Below are 22279 nucleotides of genomic sequence, written 5' to 3' on the forward strand. Positions count from 1 at the left end.
TCCGGCTATCGCCGGAGTAGCACCAAGTTTTAGCTGTATTTCTCAAGAGGGTTTGTAATGGGCTTTTTCAATAACGTCATCGAGTTTTTCCAGACGGGCGGTACTTTTATGTACCCGATTCTCGTGGTTGCCGCACTGGGTGGTGCTGTGGCTATCGAGCGCTTTATCCGCCTGCATTTGGAGCGCCGCAGCAACCGCAATATGTGGGATAAGCTGCAGCCTGTATTAGCTTCGGGAGACTTCGATCGCGCTCGCAACCTGGTAAAACAGGACGAGTCCAGTGTGAGTAAATTACTGTCTATGGGGCTGGCCCGGCAGGGGGCTGTTCGCCGTCGTGAAGATATCGAAATCGCGATGGAAGAGAGCATGATGGAGATTACTCCACAGCTGGAAAAACGCACCCCTTACGTCGCTTTGTTTTCCAATATCGCAACTTTGCTCGGGCTTCTGGGAACCATTATGGGTCTGATCGAAGCCTTTACAGCGGTAGCCAATGCCAACCCGGCAGAAAAGGCAGACTTGCTCTCCGCCAGTATTTCCGTGGCGATGAACACCACCGCCTTTGGTCTGATGACTGGTATCCCGTTGTTGATTGTCCACGCACTGCTGAACTCACTCACCGGTGAAATTATCGACAGCCTGGAGATGGTCTCAGTAAAAGCATCCAACCTGATTGATGGTGCAACCCGTCGCCGTTTTGAAGTGGAGCCCGCAAAATCCAAGCCGTCTAGTGAAAAAACTGCCCCAGCTAAAACCAATCCAGTAGCACAGCAAGCGGAAACTGCGTAATGAGAAGGCGGCGCCACGGGCGGGATAAAGAAGCTCCTGAGCTGGATATCACCGCTTTCTTGAATTTGATGGTGGTATTGGTGCCTTTTCTATTGGTATCGGCGGTATTTTCGCGGGTGACAATTCTCGAACTGAATATGCCGAGTGGTGCCGGTGGTGGAGCACCGGATGATCCCACGGTTACGGTGGAGGTAGTTGTGCGAGAACAGGCCGTGGAAATCAGTGATGGTGAAAAGGTTATCGCACGTTTCCCCAACCTGAATATCGATGGCGAGGGTGAAAATGCTCCTATTGAGGCTCCCGTTGGAGCAGATACAGAACAGACTGAGATTCTCGCTGTGCTGCCCACAGCAGAAGTGTATGACCTTAAAAAGCTCACGCAGTTCTTGTTGGAAGTTAAGGCCAGTTATCCGGAAAAAACTGATTCCATCATCCTGATGGAGCCCACAATCGCCTATGAGCATTTGGTGGGCATTATGGATACTGTGCGCGGAGCTGAAGTACGGGTTGAGGGGAGTGATCCCAGTGATCTGGATGCGGTGGAAAAGGTGGTTTTATTTCCTGATATTTCCATAGGGGATGCGCCATGAGAAATGAAAGCCGACGCATGAAGCGTATGGCGCGAAGTCATAAGCGCAAGAAAACCTCAGGTATGAACCTGACTTCCCTGATGGATGTTTTTACGATCCTGGTATTTTTCCTGCTGACTAATACCTCCAGCAATGAAGCGCTGGAGCCCCCCAAGGTGATTACCTTGCCGGACTCAGTGGTGGAGACTAAACCTCGGGAAACGGTGACCTTGATGGTGACCAATGATGAAATCCTGGTGGAGTCCAACTCGATAATTGCCACCTCAGAAGTGTTGGAAAGTGAGGAAACCATTATTGCGGCCATTAAGGAAGCCATGGTTGCGGAGCTGGCCAAAGCAATTGGAGTTGCACAGATCTCGGCAGATTCGGGTGAGGGTGATGTCGAGGGGGGGCAGGATCCAGAACCACCGGAGGTCAATATTCTCGCGGACAGAGGCATTCCGTTCAGTTTGCTGAAAAAGGTGATGTCCAGCTGTACAGACGCTGGCTATACCAAAGTTTCACTGGCGGTTATTCAGAAAGCATCTCAGGGTTAATGGAAGTTTGTGAGTAATTTTCTTCAACAACAGCAGGCGGTAGGCGAAGCGCTTGAAGCGGTTCGCCATCGCATGCAGCTGCTCGAGGATGAGCGGCAACGAATCGAAGAGAAGCTGGCTGAATTACAGGACCAGGGGTCCAAGTACCAGTTGCTCGACGAGATTTCAGAACGTCTGCGCAAGCTTGAGGATGCTGGCGCGGGGGAAATGTTCTGGGCCGAAGATTATCGGGAGAATGCTTCAGCGCAAGTTATTGCGCGGATCGGCCAATCGACACGCAGTTTCAATGAGGGCATGGAGCAATTGCGCGGTGAGCGCAGTGCTTTGCAGGGCGGAATAGCCGATTGCCAGGAAGAGATCTTTGCGCTGGATGAGCGCGCGGATGAGCTGCGCCGTGAGGAGGAAGAGTCCAAGTTCGAATTTGAGATAACGAGGGAATTCGAACAACCTAGTTTCCGCCCTATGGTGATGCCATGGCATAAGCAGGGTGAGGACGAAAAGCGATTTCGTCGCTGTGTTTTGGTTTCGCTGTTTTTCGCCGCACTGTTGGGCTACCTGATTCCTTTGTATACCGTGCCCAAGCCTGAAACCCAGATAGTGGAGATTCCTGAGCGCCTGGCCAAGCTGGTTATTGAGAAGAAAACCAAGCCCAAGCCACCGCCAGAGCCAGAAAAATCCAAGCCTAAAAAAGAGGAGAAAAAACCGGAGAAGAAGCCTGAGCAGAAGGTGGCCAAACAGGATCCGAAACCTTCCAAGGCGGAGAAAAAGCAGGCGCGCAAAAAAGCTGAGCGATCCGGTGTTCTCGCCTTTAAGGATAACTTCCAGGACCTGATACAGGATGATCTGGATAACCGCCTCGGCCAGCAAACCCAGCTGAGCACGGCCGGTAAAAAAGAGAACCGCAGTCAGCGCTCACTGATCACTGCAGCATCTACCGCAGGTAGTGGTGGTATCAACACAGCAGAGCTGAGTCGTAATGTGGGTGGATCTGGTTCGGACTTGGGTGGCGTTGCCTTTGCGCGAGTGGAAAGCTCTATCGGGACTGAAGGTGACTTTGCCGGTGAGGATAGTCCTCTTAGCGATGGCGCTGGACCGTCGCGGACGGACGAAGAAATCCAGATCGTTTTCGATCGCTACAAGGCTACCTTGTACCGTATTTACAATCGTGAACTGCGTAATAATCCCGCACTGCAAGGCAAGATGGTGTTGAAGATTACTATCGAGCCCAGCGGATCGGTTTCTGCTGTGAGTGTAGATTCCAGTGATGTGGATTCGCCGTCACTCAATGCAAAAATTGTGGCTAGGGTCAAACGGTTTAACTTTGGTGAGAAGGCTGGAGTGCCGACAATCACTATTCTTTACCCAATTGACTTCTTCCCTCCTACCTAGGTCAATGAACGATCGGAGCCTGCCAAAAATAGGTGGGTTCCGATCACTTCAATACGGCGAAAATTTCACCAGATTTTTGCGCTCTTTTTTTGCTCATACTAGAAAAAACTTTTCATCCTCAGTGCTTGCCTGAGAACCACTTGGCAATCCCCGCAAAAGTTCCCCCTGCTAGCTGGCTAATTATGACTTATTTCACGGCTACCAGATGGCGTTGTAATTAAAGTTCGCCCACCGTGGAGTGTCTGGCGTAAATGCCCGACTTGTCTCCAAATATCTGCATTAGAAAGTGGCGGCTGTTAAGTGATAATGAAGTCGGAAATAGTTGAGCAAAAATCCTACAAGTCTACATTTATTGGATTTTTATTGGTTTGTGCTGCGTTCTTAATAGCTGCGCCGCAAGCATTTGCTCAAAGTAGTTGCCCTTCTATAACTGAGGACCCTACAGGGTTCAATATCCTCAGTCATCGCTCTAGCGATAGTTGGTGTGTTTTATGTGGTGATGGACAGGTCACCATAGAAGTTGATGTACCCAGTATTTATAGCGGCCTCGCGGGTACTCAATATATCGAGAATATCGTTATTACTGAGAACTTTGGCTCTTCTGGCCTGGAGTATGTAACGGGCTCCACTTCTGTAAGTTCTGGATCTGTTTTGGGAGAGCCCACGATTAGCGGTACCACTATCACTTGGGACCAAAATGATCTGTCAGCCCTTTCTGATCTCGCTGAGAGCACTACTTTAACTATCACGTTTAATGTGCGAAGCCAGGATGAAGAGGAAGAGGAGCTGGTAGTCAATAATCGTACCTTGAATGCTACTGCAACATTCGATTACTGCAGCTACCCAACCACCACAGATACCGACAGCATGGAGCTGGCCATACGTGAGCCCGAACCCTCCATGGATAAGCGCGGCCGCAACATGGATGCCGCGCAAACGAACTACACCAATAATGTCTATGGCAATATTGAGGACGATGTAATTTGGCGCATCCGTATCTCCAATAATGGTGAGGCGGATATGCAGGATGCGCGTTTTGATGATTTGATGTCCAACCCCAATATGGATATCAACTACGCCTGTCCGAGTGAAAGTGCTGCTGAAGCTGTTGCCAATAATAATGGTGTTGCGCCCGGTGGTAGTAGCTGTGTATCAGCCAGTAATTCGGTTAACGATTTTGAGCTGGATGGCAATTTTTCCAATGGTTCGGGGCGCACTGATGTTCCGTCTGGAGGGACCCTGGATATTTACCTGGTGGGTAAGGTAAATACTTCCTGTAGTAACGGCACCAATACGGTGTCAGATTTACAGTGGGGTTGTGAAATTGATGGCGACACGGGCGTTGGTGGTATTACCAGCCCTGCGGAAGCTTCGTCCCCTGGTTCTGATACGTCGGCAATGCGTGTTGTGTCTTCCTCAGACCTCACTATTACCCAGGAGATTACTGGTACCAATTTGAACCAGCCCCTGGGTGCTTCCGGCTACGTTACCATTACGGTAAATAACCAGACCGGGGGTTCGGTAAAGGACGTCCAATTTGTTAGTGATCTGCCTGACGAATATGTAGTTGATACTACCTTTAACCCGGAGATCACCCAGGAGCGCCGTGGAATTGACAATCATGGAGCCAATTATAGTTCAACCTATGACGGCAAAGTCGATACACTGGAATGGCGTGTGGGCTCTACCTGGAATCAGTGGGATACTGATCCACTTAACAATAACCAACCAGAATTCCGCTTATTGAGTAGTACCGTTCACTCGGTTTATTCCGACCAAGAGAACATGATGCGGCACGGAGATGAAATTCAAATTCGATTCCGCGTCGTTACGATAGAGCCAGATTTCTATGACTTCGAGGCGGACCTGGATGTAGAGGAAGAGTCCTCCACTACCGGAACTGATCCAAATAGTAATATTGCCTTAACAGGTAATGTTCTGACGATTGATTACGAGGACTTCTGTTCTTCAACAAGTCCTGCTACTCAAGTGGAGACCGAATCGGTTACTCCCGACCCTGAAGACCTGGATGTCAGCACCGTTCACCCCCTCTATATTGTTCGTGACAGCGGTACTTCAGAGTTAACAGTGGATATCACCAATAATGGTGGCCACGATGCGAATGACTATTCCGTTTATATCACCTTTGGTGAGGCGATGACGGTTCTGTCTAATGATCGCAGCTGTACGGCGCTGGGAAATCCCAGTTTAGGCACTGTCCCTGGGCACCCACTTTGGAATCAGCCTGATTATTTACCGAATTCCTCAACGGTGTATCTCTGTGATAGTGGTGATCTGGGTGGTGAAATTGGACCTGGTGATACAGAGCGGGTGGTTTTCGAGGTGGAGAAAAACCACTCTGCCACCGATGACGACCTTACTTTCCGCGCAGATGTTGTGGGTGAGATCACCTTATATGATGGTACAGCGCTGGGTTTTCCCGACCCGGTATCCCTAACCGACACGACCCCAAATCAACAATTGGCCAATAATTATACCCTCGACGGTATGCGCGCGCGGGTTATGGGATTTAACCTGATTAAAGATCGTTCCGATGAATGTAACGAGCTTACCAGTGAAAGTGCCTATCCCAATAGCAGTGTTCTGATTGGTGAAGAATGTAGCTTTGAAATTCAAGCCGGTGGCTGGTTTGGTTTTGATACTCCCGGATTCACTTTAATTGAAGTGAAAGATGTTGATGTTATCGACGACCTCCCCGATGGACAGGGATATATTGCGGATTCCGCCCTAAACTGTTCCGATGTCACTCTTCCCGACACTACCTCTCAGGCAAATTGTGTAGCTATTTCTACTGGCGATATAGTCGAAGGCGGGGGTCTGAATAACTCACTGAGTGAAACAGATTTACAGTGGGATATTACTGCCAGTATTACAGAGAAAGATCGCTGGTTCCTCGCGGACATGACCACCCGCTTGCTGAATGACCCTGCGGATACTGAGAGTACAGACCCGAACCAACATGCAAATGACAGTATTGATTATGCCCGGGCCCAGTTTACTGCGGTTTTCGATACGGAAACGATAATCGTCGATAACTACAATACCAGTGGTACCCTCACCAATATTGATGGTGTTCCAACAACCGTTCCAGGCTTCCCTGATGTCACTGAGTGGTCGGAATCGGTCACGGTTACTGAGCCTTCAATAGAGGTGGACAAAAAAGTCTGTAATGAAAACCTTTACGGGACAGGAACCAGCTGTAGCAACTTTGTTGATTTTACTGATGAAGGACACCGTGACCAGACTTATATTTTCCGTCTGACGGTTACCAATCGGGCTTCAGATAGCGGCGTTGATCGAGCGCCCGCGTACGATATTGTAGTAACCGATAACCTGGATTCCTCGGGTCAGATGTGTGTGCAGGCCCTGGAGTCTGACAGTCTGGATAATGATGGCGATGGCAGTTCGGAAACTACCAGTGGCGATGATGGCTGGGTGGGAACTACATCGGGTACAAATAATTATTCGGAAGCTTCCCATTGTGGAGACGGCGGTACTCCAGCGGTTATTACCTTCTCCTATGAGCACTCCAGCGCGCTTGAGCGGATTAATCCCGGTGATTCTGTCACTTTGTATTATCGTGTGAAGCCGGACGAGTCAGTGGCACCACTGCAGCTGTTTACGAATACATTTTTTGCTCGTTACGACAGTTTGGAGGATGATTTTAGTAACCAGACTACCCCTCAGATTGTCAGTGACACGGACAATGATGGTGTAGGTGACGGCACCCCCGCAGCGGGGCGTGCTCGCCACTACCAATCTGATAATGCCCAAGCGCAGATGCAGATTATTGAGGTACAGGCAGAACCGAAGGAAGCGCTGGAATTTTCCAACGGCACCGCCAGTGGTACCAGCAGTGATACCGCTGTTGTCGGTGAAGAGATTCGTTACGAGTTGACCGCACAGATTCCGGCGGCAAAGTTGCGGGACTTTGTAATTCGCGATGAATTGCCGGCGGGCATGCGCTGTATCGAGGGAGAAACTATCGATTTAAGTGCCTCGCCCTTTGATACTGCAGGTTTCGTACCGGGCGGTACCTTTAACGCTACCTGTACCAGCACTGGTACTGCGGACTATGTAGAGTGGGATTTTGGTGATCAGGAACTCACCACCGTTTCCGGTAGCCTTTTTGATTTCCCTGTAGAGTTTATTGCCCGTATTGAAAACAGCAGCAATACCAATGACGGTGATGTATTGGGCAATGGTGGTAGTTACACGACTGCACAGGTTTCCTACGTGGATGAGTCCGGTGCGTCTGTAGCGGTACCATTTGACGCACATGAAATAACGATACTCGAACCTGAAATACAGCTGACAAAATCCTTTGCCGTTACTAATAGTGATGCTGACGATATTCTCACAGTGACGGTTATCGCTGAAAATACAGGTAGCGCCGATGCATACAATTTACAGGTACTCGACGATCTCACCGGTAGTAATTTAGTTTACCTGGGCAATGTGGGTGGCAATGATCCCCCCAATAATATTGATGTCACTACGGTGGGCTCTAATGCTCCCATCTTTAGCTGGAATCGCAGTAATGGCGATTACACCATTGCCGCTGGCGATACAAAAACATTTACTTTTGAAGTTCAGGTAGAGCAGGGCGTTGAGCCCCATGAAGTTCTGGACAATACCATCGAAGCTCGCTGGCAATCGCTACCGGGTTCAGATATTGCCCTTAACAGCAGTAATGTTATTGGAACCGATGGCGATGCTGATGGAATGCGTATTGGTGTTTTGCCTAATGTTGGCGATCCCATCAACGACTATGAAACCACCGCCAGCGCTCAGACCGAAGTCCCGGCATTAGAGCTGACTAAAACAGATTTAGACACCACAGTAGTTCCTACTATTGGTGCTCATAAAGAATTCCAATTGGAAATCAGTTTGCCGGAAGGGGTCAGTGAAAATGTAGTCGTCACTGATCAGTTGGGCAGCCCTGAAGGTTATGTGCTTTCCCACAATACTGATTACGATATCACTTACGACTTTGTCGGCATTGAGACAATTAATGGCAGCGCGCCATCCGAATCCGCTTTTAACAGTTTCCCGGGGGATAATACTTCCGGCAATGCCAGTTGGGATATCGGCACTGTCGATACTAATAGTGAAGATGATACCGCAGGAAGCAGTATTTCCCCGCTGATCCGAATCACCTATTTTGCACGTATTGAAAATGATCTCTCTACAAATGACGGGGATAGTCGCCAGAACAGTGCTGCGCTGACCTATAGCAACGGGGAAAGCGGTAGCACGGAAAGTCTTAACGACAGTACAACCAGTATAACGGTAGTAGAACCCCTACTTGCGATTAGCAAGACTGTGAGCAATGCCACCAATCCCGGCAACCTACCGGTGGGCGGTGATGTACTGGAATATGTGATTACCGTGGAGCATGATTCCAGCTCCGGTGCCCCCGCTTATGAGCTGAATTTAGTAGACACCTTACCTTCAGAGTTGACCTTTGATAGCAGCTTTACTCCTACCGCAGAAATTGGCGGCACCGCAGTTTCCGGTTTTGTAGCTACGCCGGCAGCAGCCCCCTCGGGCCCACTGGTATGGGGGCGGGACAACAGTGATAACAGCTTGGATCTGCAGCTTGGCGAAACACTGGTGCTCACCTACCGCACCCAGGTTACAGGCGTTTTTGGTTCGCCCATTAATAACAGTGTAATGCTGGACTGGACCTCGCTGGATGATGGCAGCATCAATGATCAGGCTTATGAGCGTGATGGTGCTGGATGTCCCAGTATCTCTGCGCCTGATGATTATTGTGTTGGCCCCGCAGAGGCCAGTATCGATACAGTTGATAATACCAGTATTACAAAAACAGTAACTGCCGATACGGATACGGCAACTGCAGTGGGCACCTTGCGTGTTGGTGATACGGTTACTTACCAGCTAACCCTGAATTTGCAGGCGGGTACTACGCCTGGGGTCACTATTGATGATGTGCTGCCCAGTGGTTTGGAATTTGACACTGTTGTCAGCGTAAATGGGGACAGTGCTGCGCCCTATAGTGATAATCTGAACGATTTCACGTATTCCGCGAATTCAGTTCCTGCAGCAGGTGATACTGGTACAGTTGCCTGGGACCTGGGGGATATCAGCAGTAATTTTGGGAATACCAATAATTTTATTATTGAGTACACAGCCAAGGTAGTGGTGAGTTCGGGAATTGCCTCTCCTACTGCAACTCTTACCAATACGGCCCAGCTAAACTACACCGGCGCGGCCAGTACCTTGCAGGACAGCGCCGATATTACTGTATTGCAACCGGTTATCGACAGTCTCACCAAGACCGATGCCACTTGGCCCAGTTCCCATATGAATGTGGACCCGGCCAACGATGTTATGCAGTTTACCTTGCAGGCCTGTAACTCGGGCCTCGCCTCCGCCTACAACCTATCGCTAACAGACGACTTAGCGACGCAAATGGACGAGAGTTCCATTGCCAATCTCCAGGTGAGCCTCGACGGTGCTGTACTGACACAGGGAACCGACTACACCTATAGCGCGCCCGCAACGCGCGGTGATGATATGGGTTTCGATTTCCTGGTGCCAGTTGAGGCGGGCACTTGCCTGGAAATCAGCTACGAAATTGGTTTCTATACGGATATCAGTGGCGGTGAAAGCTGGGTTAATACTTTTACAGTCGATGAGTTTTGGTCGCTGGAGGGCAATGATGGCGAGCAGTATTCTGCAGTTTCCCTGGGCACTCCTTATCCAATGGGTACCGTTGCGACCAGTGTGACCGCTCCGCAAAAGACACTGCAGACAGCATCTATTGCCGCTATCGGTGATGAAGTCGTATATCAAATACAGGTGCCTGGCAGTGGCACGACTTCGGCAATTTACGATATTGCAATTTCCGACGTACTGGATTCCAGTCTGGAGCTGGTGCAGCTGCAGGAAATTAATGGGCTCACCTATACCGATAATACCAGTGGGAATAATATCGATTTGACAATAGATATTATTCCAGCGGGTACTGTGGCAATTTTTGAAGTGCGCGCCCGGGTCGCCAATAATGCGACGGCCCAGGCTGGCCACAGTTTTGAAAATGAAGTGACTTATACTTACGCCGCAACGGACGGAGGCACTTCACAGTCTGGCGGTACCGGCACTGCGGCGACACTCACGATTGTTGAGCCGGAACTAAGTGCAACTGCTTCTGTTGCGAATCAAACCAATCCAGGTAACGACCCGGATGCGGGTGATGTACTGCGCTTCACCTTGGACCTTAGCGCTGCGGGCAATGCAGAAAATTCTGCAGCCTATGACATTTCAGTTAGCGAATTGCTGTCCCTGGGGCTTGAATTTGTGCCGGGCACAGTAACTTTTGCCGGGGCGTCCCAGGCAGATCCAACTGTAAGTGGTGACGGAGTTACAACTGCACAAACCCTGGCTTGGGATCGGGCTAACAGCGATCTGGATATCGCTGCAAGTGATAGCAGTGCGCTGGTTTTTGACGCGGTTGTTCTCAACAGTGTACAGCCAGCAGCGACGTTGTCCGCAACTGCCAGTGTTGAGTGGACCAGCCTCGATGAAGATAACAGCAGCACCTATGAGCGTAATGGTGCCGATGGCAGCGCTGGGCTGAATGATTATTTGTTGGAGAATATTGCTGCTCAGGTAGATGCTGCCAACGACAGTACAATCAGCAAAATTCGTCTGGATGACAGCTATGGTAGTGCTGATGAGCAGTTGCGAGTGGGTGATTTGGTTGAATACCAGATTACCCTTTCCCTGCCAGAGGGCACGGCTTCCAACGGACTAATTGTCGATACCTTGCCTCAGGGGATGGTGTTTGTAAGCACACTCTCAATCAATGGCGAGAGTTCGGCACCATTTATTGCCAGCGCACCGTTTACCCACAGTGATATTGCCGAGCCGCTGCAGTCTGGAGACCCTGCCACCGGTGCCACTACAGTCACCTGGAGTATCCCGGACTTGGTAAATACCGCTGATAACGATAGCAGCAACGATGAATTTGTTGTGCGTTACCTGGTGCGGGTTCTCAATGAGGATTCCCACCCCTGGCCTGCAGCGAATACTGCATTGACCAATACCGCAGAGTTTGGTTTCGATGCTGCCACAGGCGCTGAGACCCGTAGCGATAGTGAAACCCTGGATCTGCTACAGCCGGATCTCTCTGTGGCGATAAGTTCAAGCCCTGCGGATGGCAGTACGCTTTCTGCCGGCGATACGATTGAATATACCGTTACAGTAACTAACAACGGCTCTTCACCGGCTTATGATCCGGTATTCCGCGATGTGATTCCCTCCGGTTTGCGACAGGCGGGAATCAGTGTGCAGTCCCTTACGGTAAATGGTGCCACTGCAGCGGTGGTCGCCCCCTCTTTTGATAGCAGTACCGGTGAAGCCATTTGGGATTTTGCCTCAGGGACCGGTTATGGAATCGATGCGGGCGAATCTTTGGAAATGGTTTATCGGGTTGAGGCTGATTCCAACTTGGGCGCTGGGCTGAGCCTGCAGAATGCAGCCTATGTTGAAGTTTATTATTCTCTCGATGATGATGATTTACCGTCACTAAATTCCGTCGCGGTAACTGAGGATTTACGTGAGGACTATGGTCCGACCTCTCCAGTTAGCGTTCAATTTAATACGCCCAATGCTTCACCGTTATTGATTGAGATTACCCAATCAACCGCATCTATCGGCGAACCATTTAATTATCGCATTACCATCCCGGAAACGGTGCAGACCACAGCGCTTCACGATGTCACTGTGCTGATGGATCTCACAACGTCCGCTGCAGATTTAGAATTTGTCAGTGCCAGTAAAGTCTCTGGCAGTGCATCTTTCACCCCTGAAAATAATGGTACCGCTACCAGCCTTAGTATTGCAGACAATACGACTGGAATTGATGTGCCTGCCGGCGAACAAGTGGTAATCGATGTAACACTGCAGTTGCTGGATATAGACCCGCCAAATGTAGACGGTTTGAATTTTTCTACGAGTGCCAGCTATAGCTACAACTACGAAAATGATAATGCTTCTGTGGGGCAGGGTGCGGGTAGCGGAAATACTACGGCAGATATGGAAGTCGTAGAGCCCAGCGCAATTACCCTGACTAAAACTGGCCCGACCAGTGTGCAGTCCGGTGTTGGTGGTACCTTCACTTTAGATTTACACAATACCGGTACGGGTCCCGCCTGGGATATTAGTGTTACCGATATTTTGCCGGACAATAATCCCGGTGGTATGTGTGAAACGGCCCCTGACAATTTTACTGCGGAAATTACCGATAGCACTGGTATCACCACGGCTACTCTGACGGAAGGCTCCGACTTTACTGCAGTATTCGACAGCGCGAGCTGTACGCTCACAATTACCTCCATTGGCTCAGCGGCGATGCTGGATGCGGATTACCATCTACTTGTGGGCTACGATGCCTACCTGGATACCGACACCGTTGATGGGGATACGCTGACGAATATTGCCGGTGTTACTGAGTGGTATAGCTGGGATAGCAGCTTCAGCGAAGCCCGCCAGTACACCAATGCGGCGCCCACCGATGGTACTCCTGGCGTGCTTGATCATGAGGACGCTTATTCGGTTACCTCCTCTGTGCCGACAGTGACTTTTTACAAAGCGGTGGAAAATATCAGCCGTGGAGAAAACCCGGCTACTACCGCCAGTCCGGCAGAAGTTTTGCGTTACACACTGACACTGACCAATACGAGCGGTGTTGATGTAAGTGGAGTTGAAGTTTCCGATGACCTTGGTCGATTAAATAATTCTGCATTATTTGAATCGGGCACTTTGCAGTTAGTCAGTGCACCTGCCGGAAGTGACAGTAGTGCTATCGATGCCTCAGCAGGAACCTGGAATAGTGGCTACCTGGAAGTTGGTAATCTGGACCTCACTGCGAGCGGCACAACAGGGGATTCTATCCAGATTATTTACGAGGTTACGCTGGCTGCAGTTATTGATAGTGGGACTCAAGTCTTTAACCAGGCCCAAGTTCAGCTGCCCGGGCAAGCGTTACAAGACAGTGATGACCCCAATATCAATGGTACCGATGATCCGGATACTGCGGGAGATGAAGATCCCACGGAAGTACAGATTGAATCAGAGCCATTACTGGTCGTAGAAAAAACGTCGGTAGATATTACTGATGATGCCGACTTGTTGATGGTGGGAGATACCCTGCGTTACACCATTTCGGTGGAAAATACCGGTAATGAGAACGCGATCAATACTCAGATACGGGATCAGATCCCCGCGAATACGACTTATGTCAGCGGCTCTACTACCTTGAACGGCTCTACAGTGTCCGATGTCAGCGGTACCTCCCCGCTGGCTGCCGGTATGGATATTAATACCGATGGCGAAGCCGATGGTTTTATCAGTGCCAGCGCCAATGGTGTTTCTGCAGCGGTTATCACCTTTGATGTCACCATTAATGACGTTAATGATGGCACCGTAATTTCGAACCAGGGATTCGTAAATGGTGAAGGAGCGGGTAGTGGTACTTTTGATGAAGTGCCCTCCGATGATCCGGATACTGATACCCCCGATGATCCCACGATCGATATTGTCGGCGATGTGCCTCTGTTAATTGCCCACAAGACTGTAGAAATTGCTGAAGACTACACCTCCACAGGGATTGTTGATCCCGGTGATGTGCTCCGCTATACCATCGCCATTACCAATATGGGGGGTGTGGATGCACAGGAAGTAGCGCTTACCGACCAGGTGCCAGATGACACCACCTATGTTGCCGGTACTACCACATTAAATGGTGAATCGGTAGCGGATAACGGTGGTGGTAATTCACAGCTGGATTCTGCATTGCCGGTTTCTTCCGATGACCTGACACCACCCCTGCCGGGAGCTAACGAGGGTGTTATTACCTCGGGCGAAACAGCCACCGTTACCTTTGAAGTGATGGTGAACGCTGGTACAGCGACAGGTACGGTTATTAGTAACCAGGGTAGTGTTGAAGCTGATGAGTTGGCACTTACCCTAACCGATGCAGACGGCAACTCGGCCAATGGCGCTCAGCCAACTGAGGTGGTCGTAGGTGATGCCCAGCTGTTGTCCATTGTGAAAGAAGTTGCCGTTGTCGGTGGCGGGGCTGCAGAAGCAGGGGCGGTATTGGAGTACCTGGTAACCGTCGAAAATATCAGTGGTGTTTCTGCCACGTATGTTGAGATTACCGATGACCTGGCCATTGCCGGCGATGGCGTCCTCACTTATGTTGCCGATTCAGCTCTGCTCAATGGGCAGGCCGACGGTGTAACAGTGGCCAACACACTGATCACTGCGGACTATGCCACTACCTACGGTGATTTGGAGCCGGGAGAGGTTGTTACACTGCGTTTCCAGGCGCAGATGTCGGAAAACCTGGATTACGGTTTTACCGTAGTGAACACGGCAGAAGTGCAGTGGAATGACCCAGCTTCCAGTGCTCAGGCCAGTGTTGCCATTGATGTTGGCGGTACGCCGGGCATTGCCAACCTGGCCGGTTATCTGTGGCACGATGTGAATTTCAACAATGCTTTGGATACGGATGAGAGCCTACTGCTTAACTGGGCAGTAGATCTGTATTTCAATGAGGAGCTGATGGAAACAGCTCAGTCTGATGAAAGTGGCTATTTCCAATTCCAGGGACTGGTGCCCAACAGTTATGGCGGCCTCAGTTACGAGATGCGTTACACCGCACCGGATGCCACGGAAAATACGGCTTCATTGGGTAATCCTGTTTCTGATTTCACCAATGGACCACAATCGATCAGTGAAATTTATGTGGAATCGGGGGCAAACCCCCAGGACTTAAACTTACCGCTGACACCCAATGGAGTGGTTTACGACTCTGTAACCCGATCTGCTATTGAAGGTGCCACACTCACCATGCTGAGAGTGAGTTCCGGTCAGGAGCTACCGGCGCGTTGCTTTGATGATGAGAAGCAGCAGGGACAGGTATCCCAGTCCGGGGGTTACTACAAATTCGATATTAATTTCAGCGATGCTTCCTGTCCGTCCAACGTGGATTACCTGATTCAGGTAGAAATCGATGATGATGATTACACCGGTGGTGAGTCACTGGTAATCCCCGCGCAGACCAATAGCGAAACTGCCGGTTTTGATGTGGCTGGCTGCCTGGGCAGTAATGCCGATATGGTTCCTGCAACTGCGGACCACTGTGAGGTACAGGAATCTTCCGCACACCCCACCCTCGATGTGGAGGCCCGGGATGCAGCAACAGATTACTATCTGCGCATGACTTTGGATGACGGCCAGATTCCAGGGGAAAGCCAGCTGTTTAACAACCATATCGCTATGGACCCGGAGCTGGAAGGGGCGCTGTCCATCACCAAAACTGCCGCCATGCTCAATGTAACCCGCAGCCAGCTGGTGCCCTACACCATTACCTTTGGCAACACACTGCCGATACCCCTAACCGATTTGCAGTTGGTGGATTACTTCCCCGCAGGCTTCAAATATGTGGCGGGCTCAGCGCGCCTTGATGGCGAGGCGGTTGAACCTGAAAGTGAGGGCTTGCAATTAAGTTGGTCGGATCTGCGAGTGGAAGCGGAAGAAACTCGTGTGTTAAAGCTGCTCTTGGTTGTAGGTTCCGGTGTGGGCGAGGGCAAATACGTAAACCGCGCGCGCATGTTCAATCAGCTCTCTGGGCAGGCCGCTTCTGGTGAGGCCTCTGCCACTGTGCGTGTGGTGCCCGATCCCACCTTTGATTGTACTGATGTTATCGGCAAAGTGTTTGACGATAAAAATATGAACGGCTACCAGGATGAAGGCGAGGGTGGCCTGCCCGGAGCGCGTGTGGCAACTGCGACCGGCTTGAATGTTACTGCGGACTCCCATGGTCGTTTCCATATTACCTGCGCAGTGGTGCCGAATGGAGACCGGGGTTCTAATTTTGTGCTCAAGCTCGACGATCGCAGCTTGCCAAGCGGGTATCGTCTCACCACTGAAAACCCGCGCGTGCTGCGAGCTACCCGAGGCAAGATGCTGAAGTTCAATTTTGGAGCCAGCTTGCACCGGGTGGTGCGCCTGGACATTGCCGATGCGGTATTTGAACCGGGCACAACAGAACTGCGCCCGCAATGGCACTCCCGAATGGATTTATTGTTGGAAAAACTCAGCGAAGCCCCCTCTGTTTTACGCCTTGCCTATCTCGGTGAAAATGAAGATCCGGATTTGGTGGAAGAGCGCCTGCAGGCAATTAAGGATCAGGTTGCCAAGGATTGGACGAGTCGTAATGGCGACTACGATTTGACCATTGAAACTGAAGTTTTCTGGCGCCGTGGAGCGCCTCCTGGCAAAGGAGGGTTGGAGTAATGCCCTTTGCGAAACGGAATATTGTCCAGAAAGCAGGCTCGACAAACTCTTCAGTGAAGTCGATCCGCTTTTTCCCCCGGCGGGACCGCCGTCTGGCCACTGCAATTGCACTGGCACTGACACTTCCGGCCCAGGCCCAAGATGCAGATTCGCAACTGAATGAGCTTGGCTGGTGGCAGGTGTGGCAGAATATTCCAAGCCTGAATTCTGAGGAAAATGAAACTCAAGTAGAGTTCGAGGAGCAATCAATCGGTAGTAATACCGAAGGTATGCTGCTGCGCGCCCCCACAAATCAGTGGCTTCAGGATGCGACACAATTCGTATCGCCGCTAGACCCGATTGTGGTGGAAGATTTTATTGACCCAATCCTGTTCCATGGCGTTGAAGATGAAGTTTCTCCAGAGACGGTGGAATTGTTGCGCCAGAGCCTGAATGAATTGGGCGAGACGCCTAATTTCAAATTGCACTTCATTGGCCATACCGATTCTGACCCTCTTACTGGGGAGTTGGTAGCGGACTTTACCAGCAAAGAAGAATTTACCCTGGCGCGAGCCCAGTTTGTGGCAGACTTCCTGCAAGAGGCTCTCGAACTGCCGGAGCAAATGATTGCCGTTGAAGGGCGCGGAGATATTGAGCCTATAGCGGATAATATTACGACTGCAGGTCGTGAAGAAAATCGCCGAGTACAGGTAAAAGTAACCTACGACGCCCTGGATGAAAAAGCCATGGCGGACCGTGCCCGGGCGGAGGCACTGTTACTCAACCGGGTGAAAGTATGCCGCCAGGAAACGGTGTGTAAACTCACCTATGCTGCGGGTAGTGAACAGCGGGCACGCCTTAGAAACCTGGTGACGCCACTGAGAATAGAGCCCGGGCAAACAGAATTACCGGAAGCCTTTATTCGCCGTATCCGGGAGGTTCGATCAAACCTTGCCGATAAAAATAATCTGGTTATTCATTTTATTGGCCACACTGATGCCCGCCCGCTGGATGTGGGTGAAAACCCGGAAGCCCAGCAGCAAGCCTATCAGGAAAGGTCCTACAGTGAAGCTCGCCGTGTCGCTCAGGCTTTGGCTGCTGCACTGAACTTACCCGCAACTATGGTTACCAGCAGTGGTAAAGGGGCGAGCCAGCCAATAGCGGCTAACGATACTCCCAAAGGCCGCGCCCTTAACCGCCGGGTAGAAGTGGAATTTTGGTATGACGATCCGCTGGAAGTCCCTACGGAATCGGTGCAAGCCTGCCCGGAAGCTGCAGCAGCAGAAACTCTCACCATCGCCTATGAGTCCGCCGGTGGAAAAATATCTCCGATTCGCTTTGATAACGGTGACCCGATTATCAGCCAGGCACAGCTGACACAGATACGTGCAGCCATGGCTGAAATCTCCAATAAGGCAAATGTGCGCCTGAGCTTTATTGGTTACAGCGATAACCAGCGTATGGATCGCCGCGAAGCTATGGTTTACGGCGATGACCAGGGTTTGTCCGGTGCCCGTGCCCAACGCGCTATGGCGCAGGTACAGGAGTTACTTAACCTGAAAGACACCCAGGTGGAATTTGAAGGGCGTGGCTACGTCCAATCTGCGGATGTGGTGAGCAATGGCTTTGAGCAGCGGGATGGCGCCAGGGTTGAGGTCGAAATCCTTTACGATGAACTGGCAATTCTCACAGAAAGTGATCGCTTGGAAATCGAGCGCATTAATCGTGAAGCCATAGCCAATAATCCCTACGCACTTAACTTAATGCGTATCACTGTCGACGGCAGCCCGGAATACGATCCCTATAAAAACTCGGCGGACTTGCAGCGTTGTACCGATGTGGCTTTGCAGGAAGCCAATATTCAATTCCGCTTCGACAACAAAAAAATGCAGCCGCGCCTGAATGTGACAGCGTGGCCCAATACCATCCGTTATGCGGATAACCCGGATACCGATCTGGCAGAGAATCGGGTATTTTTCAGTAGTTATACCAACTATCCCTCTTTTGTTAAAAGTACAGAAGTGCGCTTGTTTGAAGAGGGGCAATCTCTGCGCGATACCCCGCTGGCTATTGTGCCGCTGGATCACTTTGGTAAAGGGGAGTGGAGAGCAGAATTTTCTGACTACCAAGCGCCACTGAAAAAACTGCACTATGTTTTACGTGCCTACGACCACAAGGGTCGCTATGACGAGACCACTGAGCAAACCCTTTGGATAGTGGATAAAATCGAAGACTCTTCCGAAAATGAGGATATCGGTCGGGAATTGTTGGTAGGTTACGGTGAGAATCGCCTGGCCCAACAGAATATTCCACTCGATGGCAACAGTGTCTTGGTCAATGGTGCCCAGGTGCCACCTGGACACACAGTATGGCTAGCGGGCAATCCGGTCCCGGTAGATAGCCAAGGCCAGTTTATCGCCGAGCAAATTTTTGCACCGGGTATGCATACAGTTGAAGTGGCGATTCTCGATGACGAGGGCAATGGTGAACTCTTCCTGCGAGATTTGGATTTTGCTAAAAGTGATTGGTTTGCCGTAGGGATTGCCGACCTTACCGTGGGTTACGACAAAACCAACGGCCCTGCTGCACTGGTCACCGGCGATGAGACTCACTATGACAACTCCGTTAGTTACGATGGCCGCTTGGCGTTTTATACCAATGGTGGCTTCGGGGAGGGCTGGCGCCTGTCTGCCAGCGCTGACACTGAAGAAGGGCCGGTAGATGATCTATTTTCCAACTTTATGGAAAAGTCTCCCGATGCCTTGTTCCGCCGTATGGATAGCGATTTGTACTATCCGACGTTTGGCGATGACTCCACCGTCGTTGAAGATGCCCCTACTTCTGGCAAATTCTATGTGAAATTGTCCAAGTACGATGACTACGGCCTCTGGGGTAATTTCAAAGCGAACTTTGCCGATAATGAACTGGCTCAAATTGATCGAACGCTCTACGGTGGTAGCGGTCACTTTGAAACGGATGCGATGACCAGCTTTGGTGAAAAACGCTTTCAAATAGATGCCTTTGGGGCCGAGCCTGGAACAGTTGCCGGGCGCGATGAGTATCGTGGAACCGGCGGTTCCTTGTATTACCTTCGGCACCAGGATATTTCCAGCGGCTCGGAAAGTTTACGTGTGGAAGTTCGGGATAAAGATTCCGGACTGGTGCTCGCAGTTAAGACCCTCACTGCAGTAGTTGATTACGACATTGACTATATCCAAGGGCGTATCCTGCTCAATAGCCCCTTATCTTCCCTGGCAAATGATGAACTGCTCATTGAAGATGGCGCTTACAACGGTAACCCCCAATACCTGGTAGCGCGTTACGAATACACACCGGGCTTTGAGGAAATGGATACCCTGGCTGTCGGTGGACGTGCCCACTATTGGCTAGGTGATCATGTCAAATTGGGCCTAAGCAGTATTCAGCAAGATGAAGATGAGGAAGAAAGTTCCCTGCAGGGCATTGACCTGACTTTGCGTAAAAGCGCCAGTAGTTGGGTGAAAATTGAAATGGCCGATAGCGAGGGTAGCAACCTCGATAGTGTCAGTTCACTGGATGGTGGCTACACCTTTGAAGATGAAAGCCTGGATTCCACAGTTGCCGCCAGTGCAACTAAAGTGGAAGGCGTTTTACAGCTGGGAGATTTTTTCGAGAGTTTGCGCGGCTCTGGCAATTTCTACCATCAAGAGCGTGAAGCGGGTTTTTCCGGTCCAGGCCAATTTGTGGATGGCGATACTATCCAATATGGCGGTGGCGTTAACCTGCCGATAGGTGAGAGTTTTGATGTAAGGGTCAAAGCCGACACCAAAGAGGAAGAAGATGGGTTGCAGACCGATGCGATGGACTTGATGCTCGGCTACCGCATCAATGATCACTGGCGTCTCACCTCTGCGGTTCGCAATGACAGCCGCGAGGATGAATCCGAAGTTGTCGCCGCAACCCAGACAGAAGGGGATCGAACGGATGTTGCTGTCGAGGCCAGCTATGACTCCGGTGAGAGTTGGAGCGCCTTTGGTTTTGTGCAGAATACGATGGAGGTGACCGGTACCCGGGAAGAGAACAATCGCATCGGACTCGGTGGTGCTTATCGGGTGAGTGACCGTTTGACAATGGATAGTGAGGTTTCCGGCGGTGATACCGGCACAGCTGCCAGGCTCGGTACGGACTTTCTGGTGACTGACAGAACCAGCCTTTATATGAATTATGCGCTGGATAACGAGCGCAGTGATACCGGTGTGCGTGCACGCAAGGGCAATATGAGCACAGGCTTCCGCAGCCGCTATTCCGATACGCTCAATATTTATGGTGAAGAGCGCTACAGTCACGGCGATGTTTCCACTGGCCTGACCCACGCTCTGGGTATGGATCTGGCGCCCAATGACCGTTGGAGCTATGGCACTACCCTGGAGGCGGGTACGCTCGAAGATCCGGATACAGGAGCCAAAACCGAACGCAATGCCATGGGCTTTAATATGGGCTATGGCCGGGATGCGATACGTATAGCATCAGCGCTGGAATACCGTACGGATATATCGGAAACCGTATCGGACGAAAATACCGTATCGGAAACTGAACGTAATACATGGTTATTAAAAAATACCTTTAACTACCAGTTTACTCCAGACTGGCGCTTGGTTGGCAAACTCAACTATTCAGACAGCAAAAGTTCGGAAGGTGAATTCTACGATGGCAAATTTACCGAAGCGGTAATGGGTTATGCCTATCGCCCGGTGAATAACGACCGCCTGAATACCCTGATGAAGTACACCTATTTCTATAATGTGCCGACCCAGGACCAGGTGACGGTTGAAAATACCTCCACTGAATTTATCCAGAAGAGTCATATCTTTTCGATAGACGCCAGTTACGATCTCAATCGACAGTGGACCTTGGGTGGTAAGTACGCTTATCGTCTGGGCCAGTTGAGTATGGACACGGAAGACCCGGAGTTTTTCGATAGCCGTGCCAGCCTTTATGTACTGCGTGCCGATTGGCATTTTATCAAACGCTGGGACCTTCTCTTGGAAGCCCGTCTGCTCGATCTACCCGATGCCCAGGATAGTAAGAGCGGCGCCCTAATCGGCTTGTATCGCCATGTTGGGGATCACCTTAAGTTGGGGGTGGGCTACAACTTTACCGACTTCTCTGATGACCTCACCCAGCTTGACTATGACAGTCATGGGGTGTTTATTAATATAATTGGCAAGCTGTAATTTTAGGGCCCGGCGCAGGTTGGGCCTTAAATCTTATCCTTTTCGTTTGAGCTTCAAACAATAATGTGAAGTTATTAAAATGGAAAAGAATCAGGTTGCTTAATCTTACCTTTTACTAAAAAGGGAGAAGGAAATAATACACTGCGCTCGGGACCCTATGAGGCATGGATGCCGATTAGGAGCTTACAGGGATGTATTCACAGCGTGTCTCGAGTGAAGTGTGTTCTTTCCTTCCACCCCAGTAGTAACTCCACTTTTTAAGTAAAGAGTAAATGGCGTTATTAGTCGTCATTTAACCGATTCAGTCAGTAAGCCTTCCAATCCACTTTCTTCAATCGTCCCCAGATGCAATAGTATGGAGCTGTACAGGCTGTGAGACTCCTACTCTGACCCCATGGACTAGAGTGTCACTAAGTGGGGTCTTAGA

At 50.6% G+C, this 22279-nt stretch carries 6 protein-coding genes; all 6 read left to right on the plus strand.

Annotated features, from left to right (window positions below):
* The first annotated feature begins 57 nt into the window (after nt 1-57).
* A complete protein-coding gene (locus ACJJIE_RS02140) occupies nt 58-789 on the plus strand; it encodes a MotA/TolQ/ExbB proton channel family protein (protein ID WP_282932155.1) in 732 nt (243 codons plus the stop codon).
* Nucleotides 789-1379 carry an ExbD/TolR family protein gene (locus ACJJIE_RS02145; protein ID WP_282932156.1) on the plus strand — a complete coding sequence of 197 codons (591 nt, stop codon included), beginning with the start codon at nt 789-791 and terminating at the stop codon, nt 1377-1379. The genes ACJJIE_RS02140 and ACJJIE_RS02145 overlap by 1 nt, the downstream gene beginning before the upstream one ends.
* Complete coding sequence (locus ACJJIE_RS02150; protein WP_444893367.1) at nt 1376-1915, plus strand: ExbD/TolR family protein; 540 nt, start codon at nt 1376-1378, stop codon at nt 1913-1915. The genes ACJJIE_RS02145 and ACJJIE_RS02150 overlap by 4 nt, the downstream gene beginning before the upstream one ends.
* A gap of 9 nt (nt 1916-1924) precedes the next feature.
* The gene (locus ACJJIE_RS02155; protein WP_444893368.1) at nt 1925-3304 is read left to right on the plus strand and encodes an AgmX/PglI C-terminal domain-containing protein; all 1380 of its coding nucleotides are present in this window, start codon (nt 1925-1927) and stop codon (nt 3302-3304) included.
* Nucleotides 3305-3610: 306 nt separating this feature from the next.
* Nucleotides 3611-16660 (plus strand): isopeptide-forming domain-containing fimbrial protein, encoded by a 13050-nt coding sequence (locus ACJJIE_RS02160; RefSeq protein ID WP_444893369.1) that lies wholly within the window; start codon nt 3611-3613, stop codon nt 16658-16660.
* Nucleotides 16660-21852 (plus strand): OmpA family protein, encoded by a 5193-nt coding sequence (locus ACJJIE_RS02165; RefSeq protein WP_444893370.1) that lies wholly within the window; start codon nt 16660-16662, stop codon nt 21850-21852. Before ACJJIE_RS02160 ends, ACJJIE_RS02165 begins: the two co-directional genes overlap by 1 nt.
* Nucleotides 21853-22279: the final 427 nt, after the last annotated feature.

The organism is Microbulbifer maximicatervae (SeqCode) (assembly GCF_052467325.1).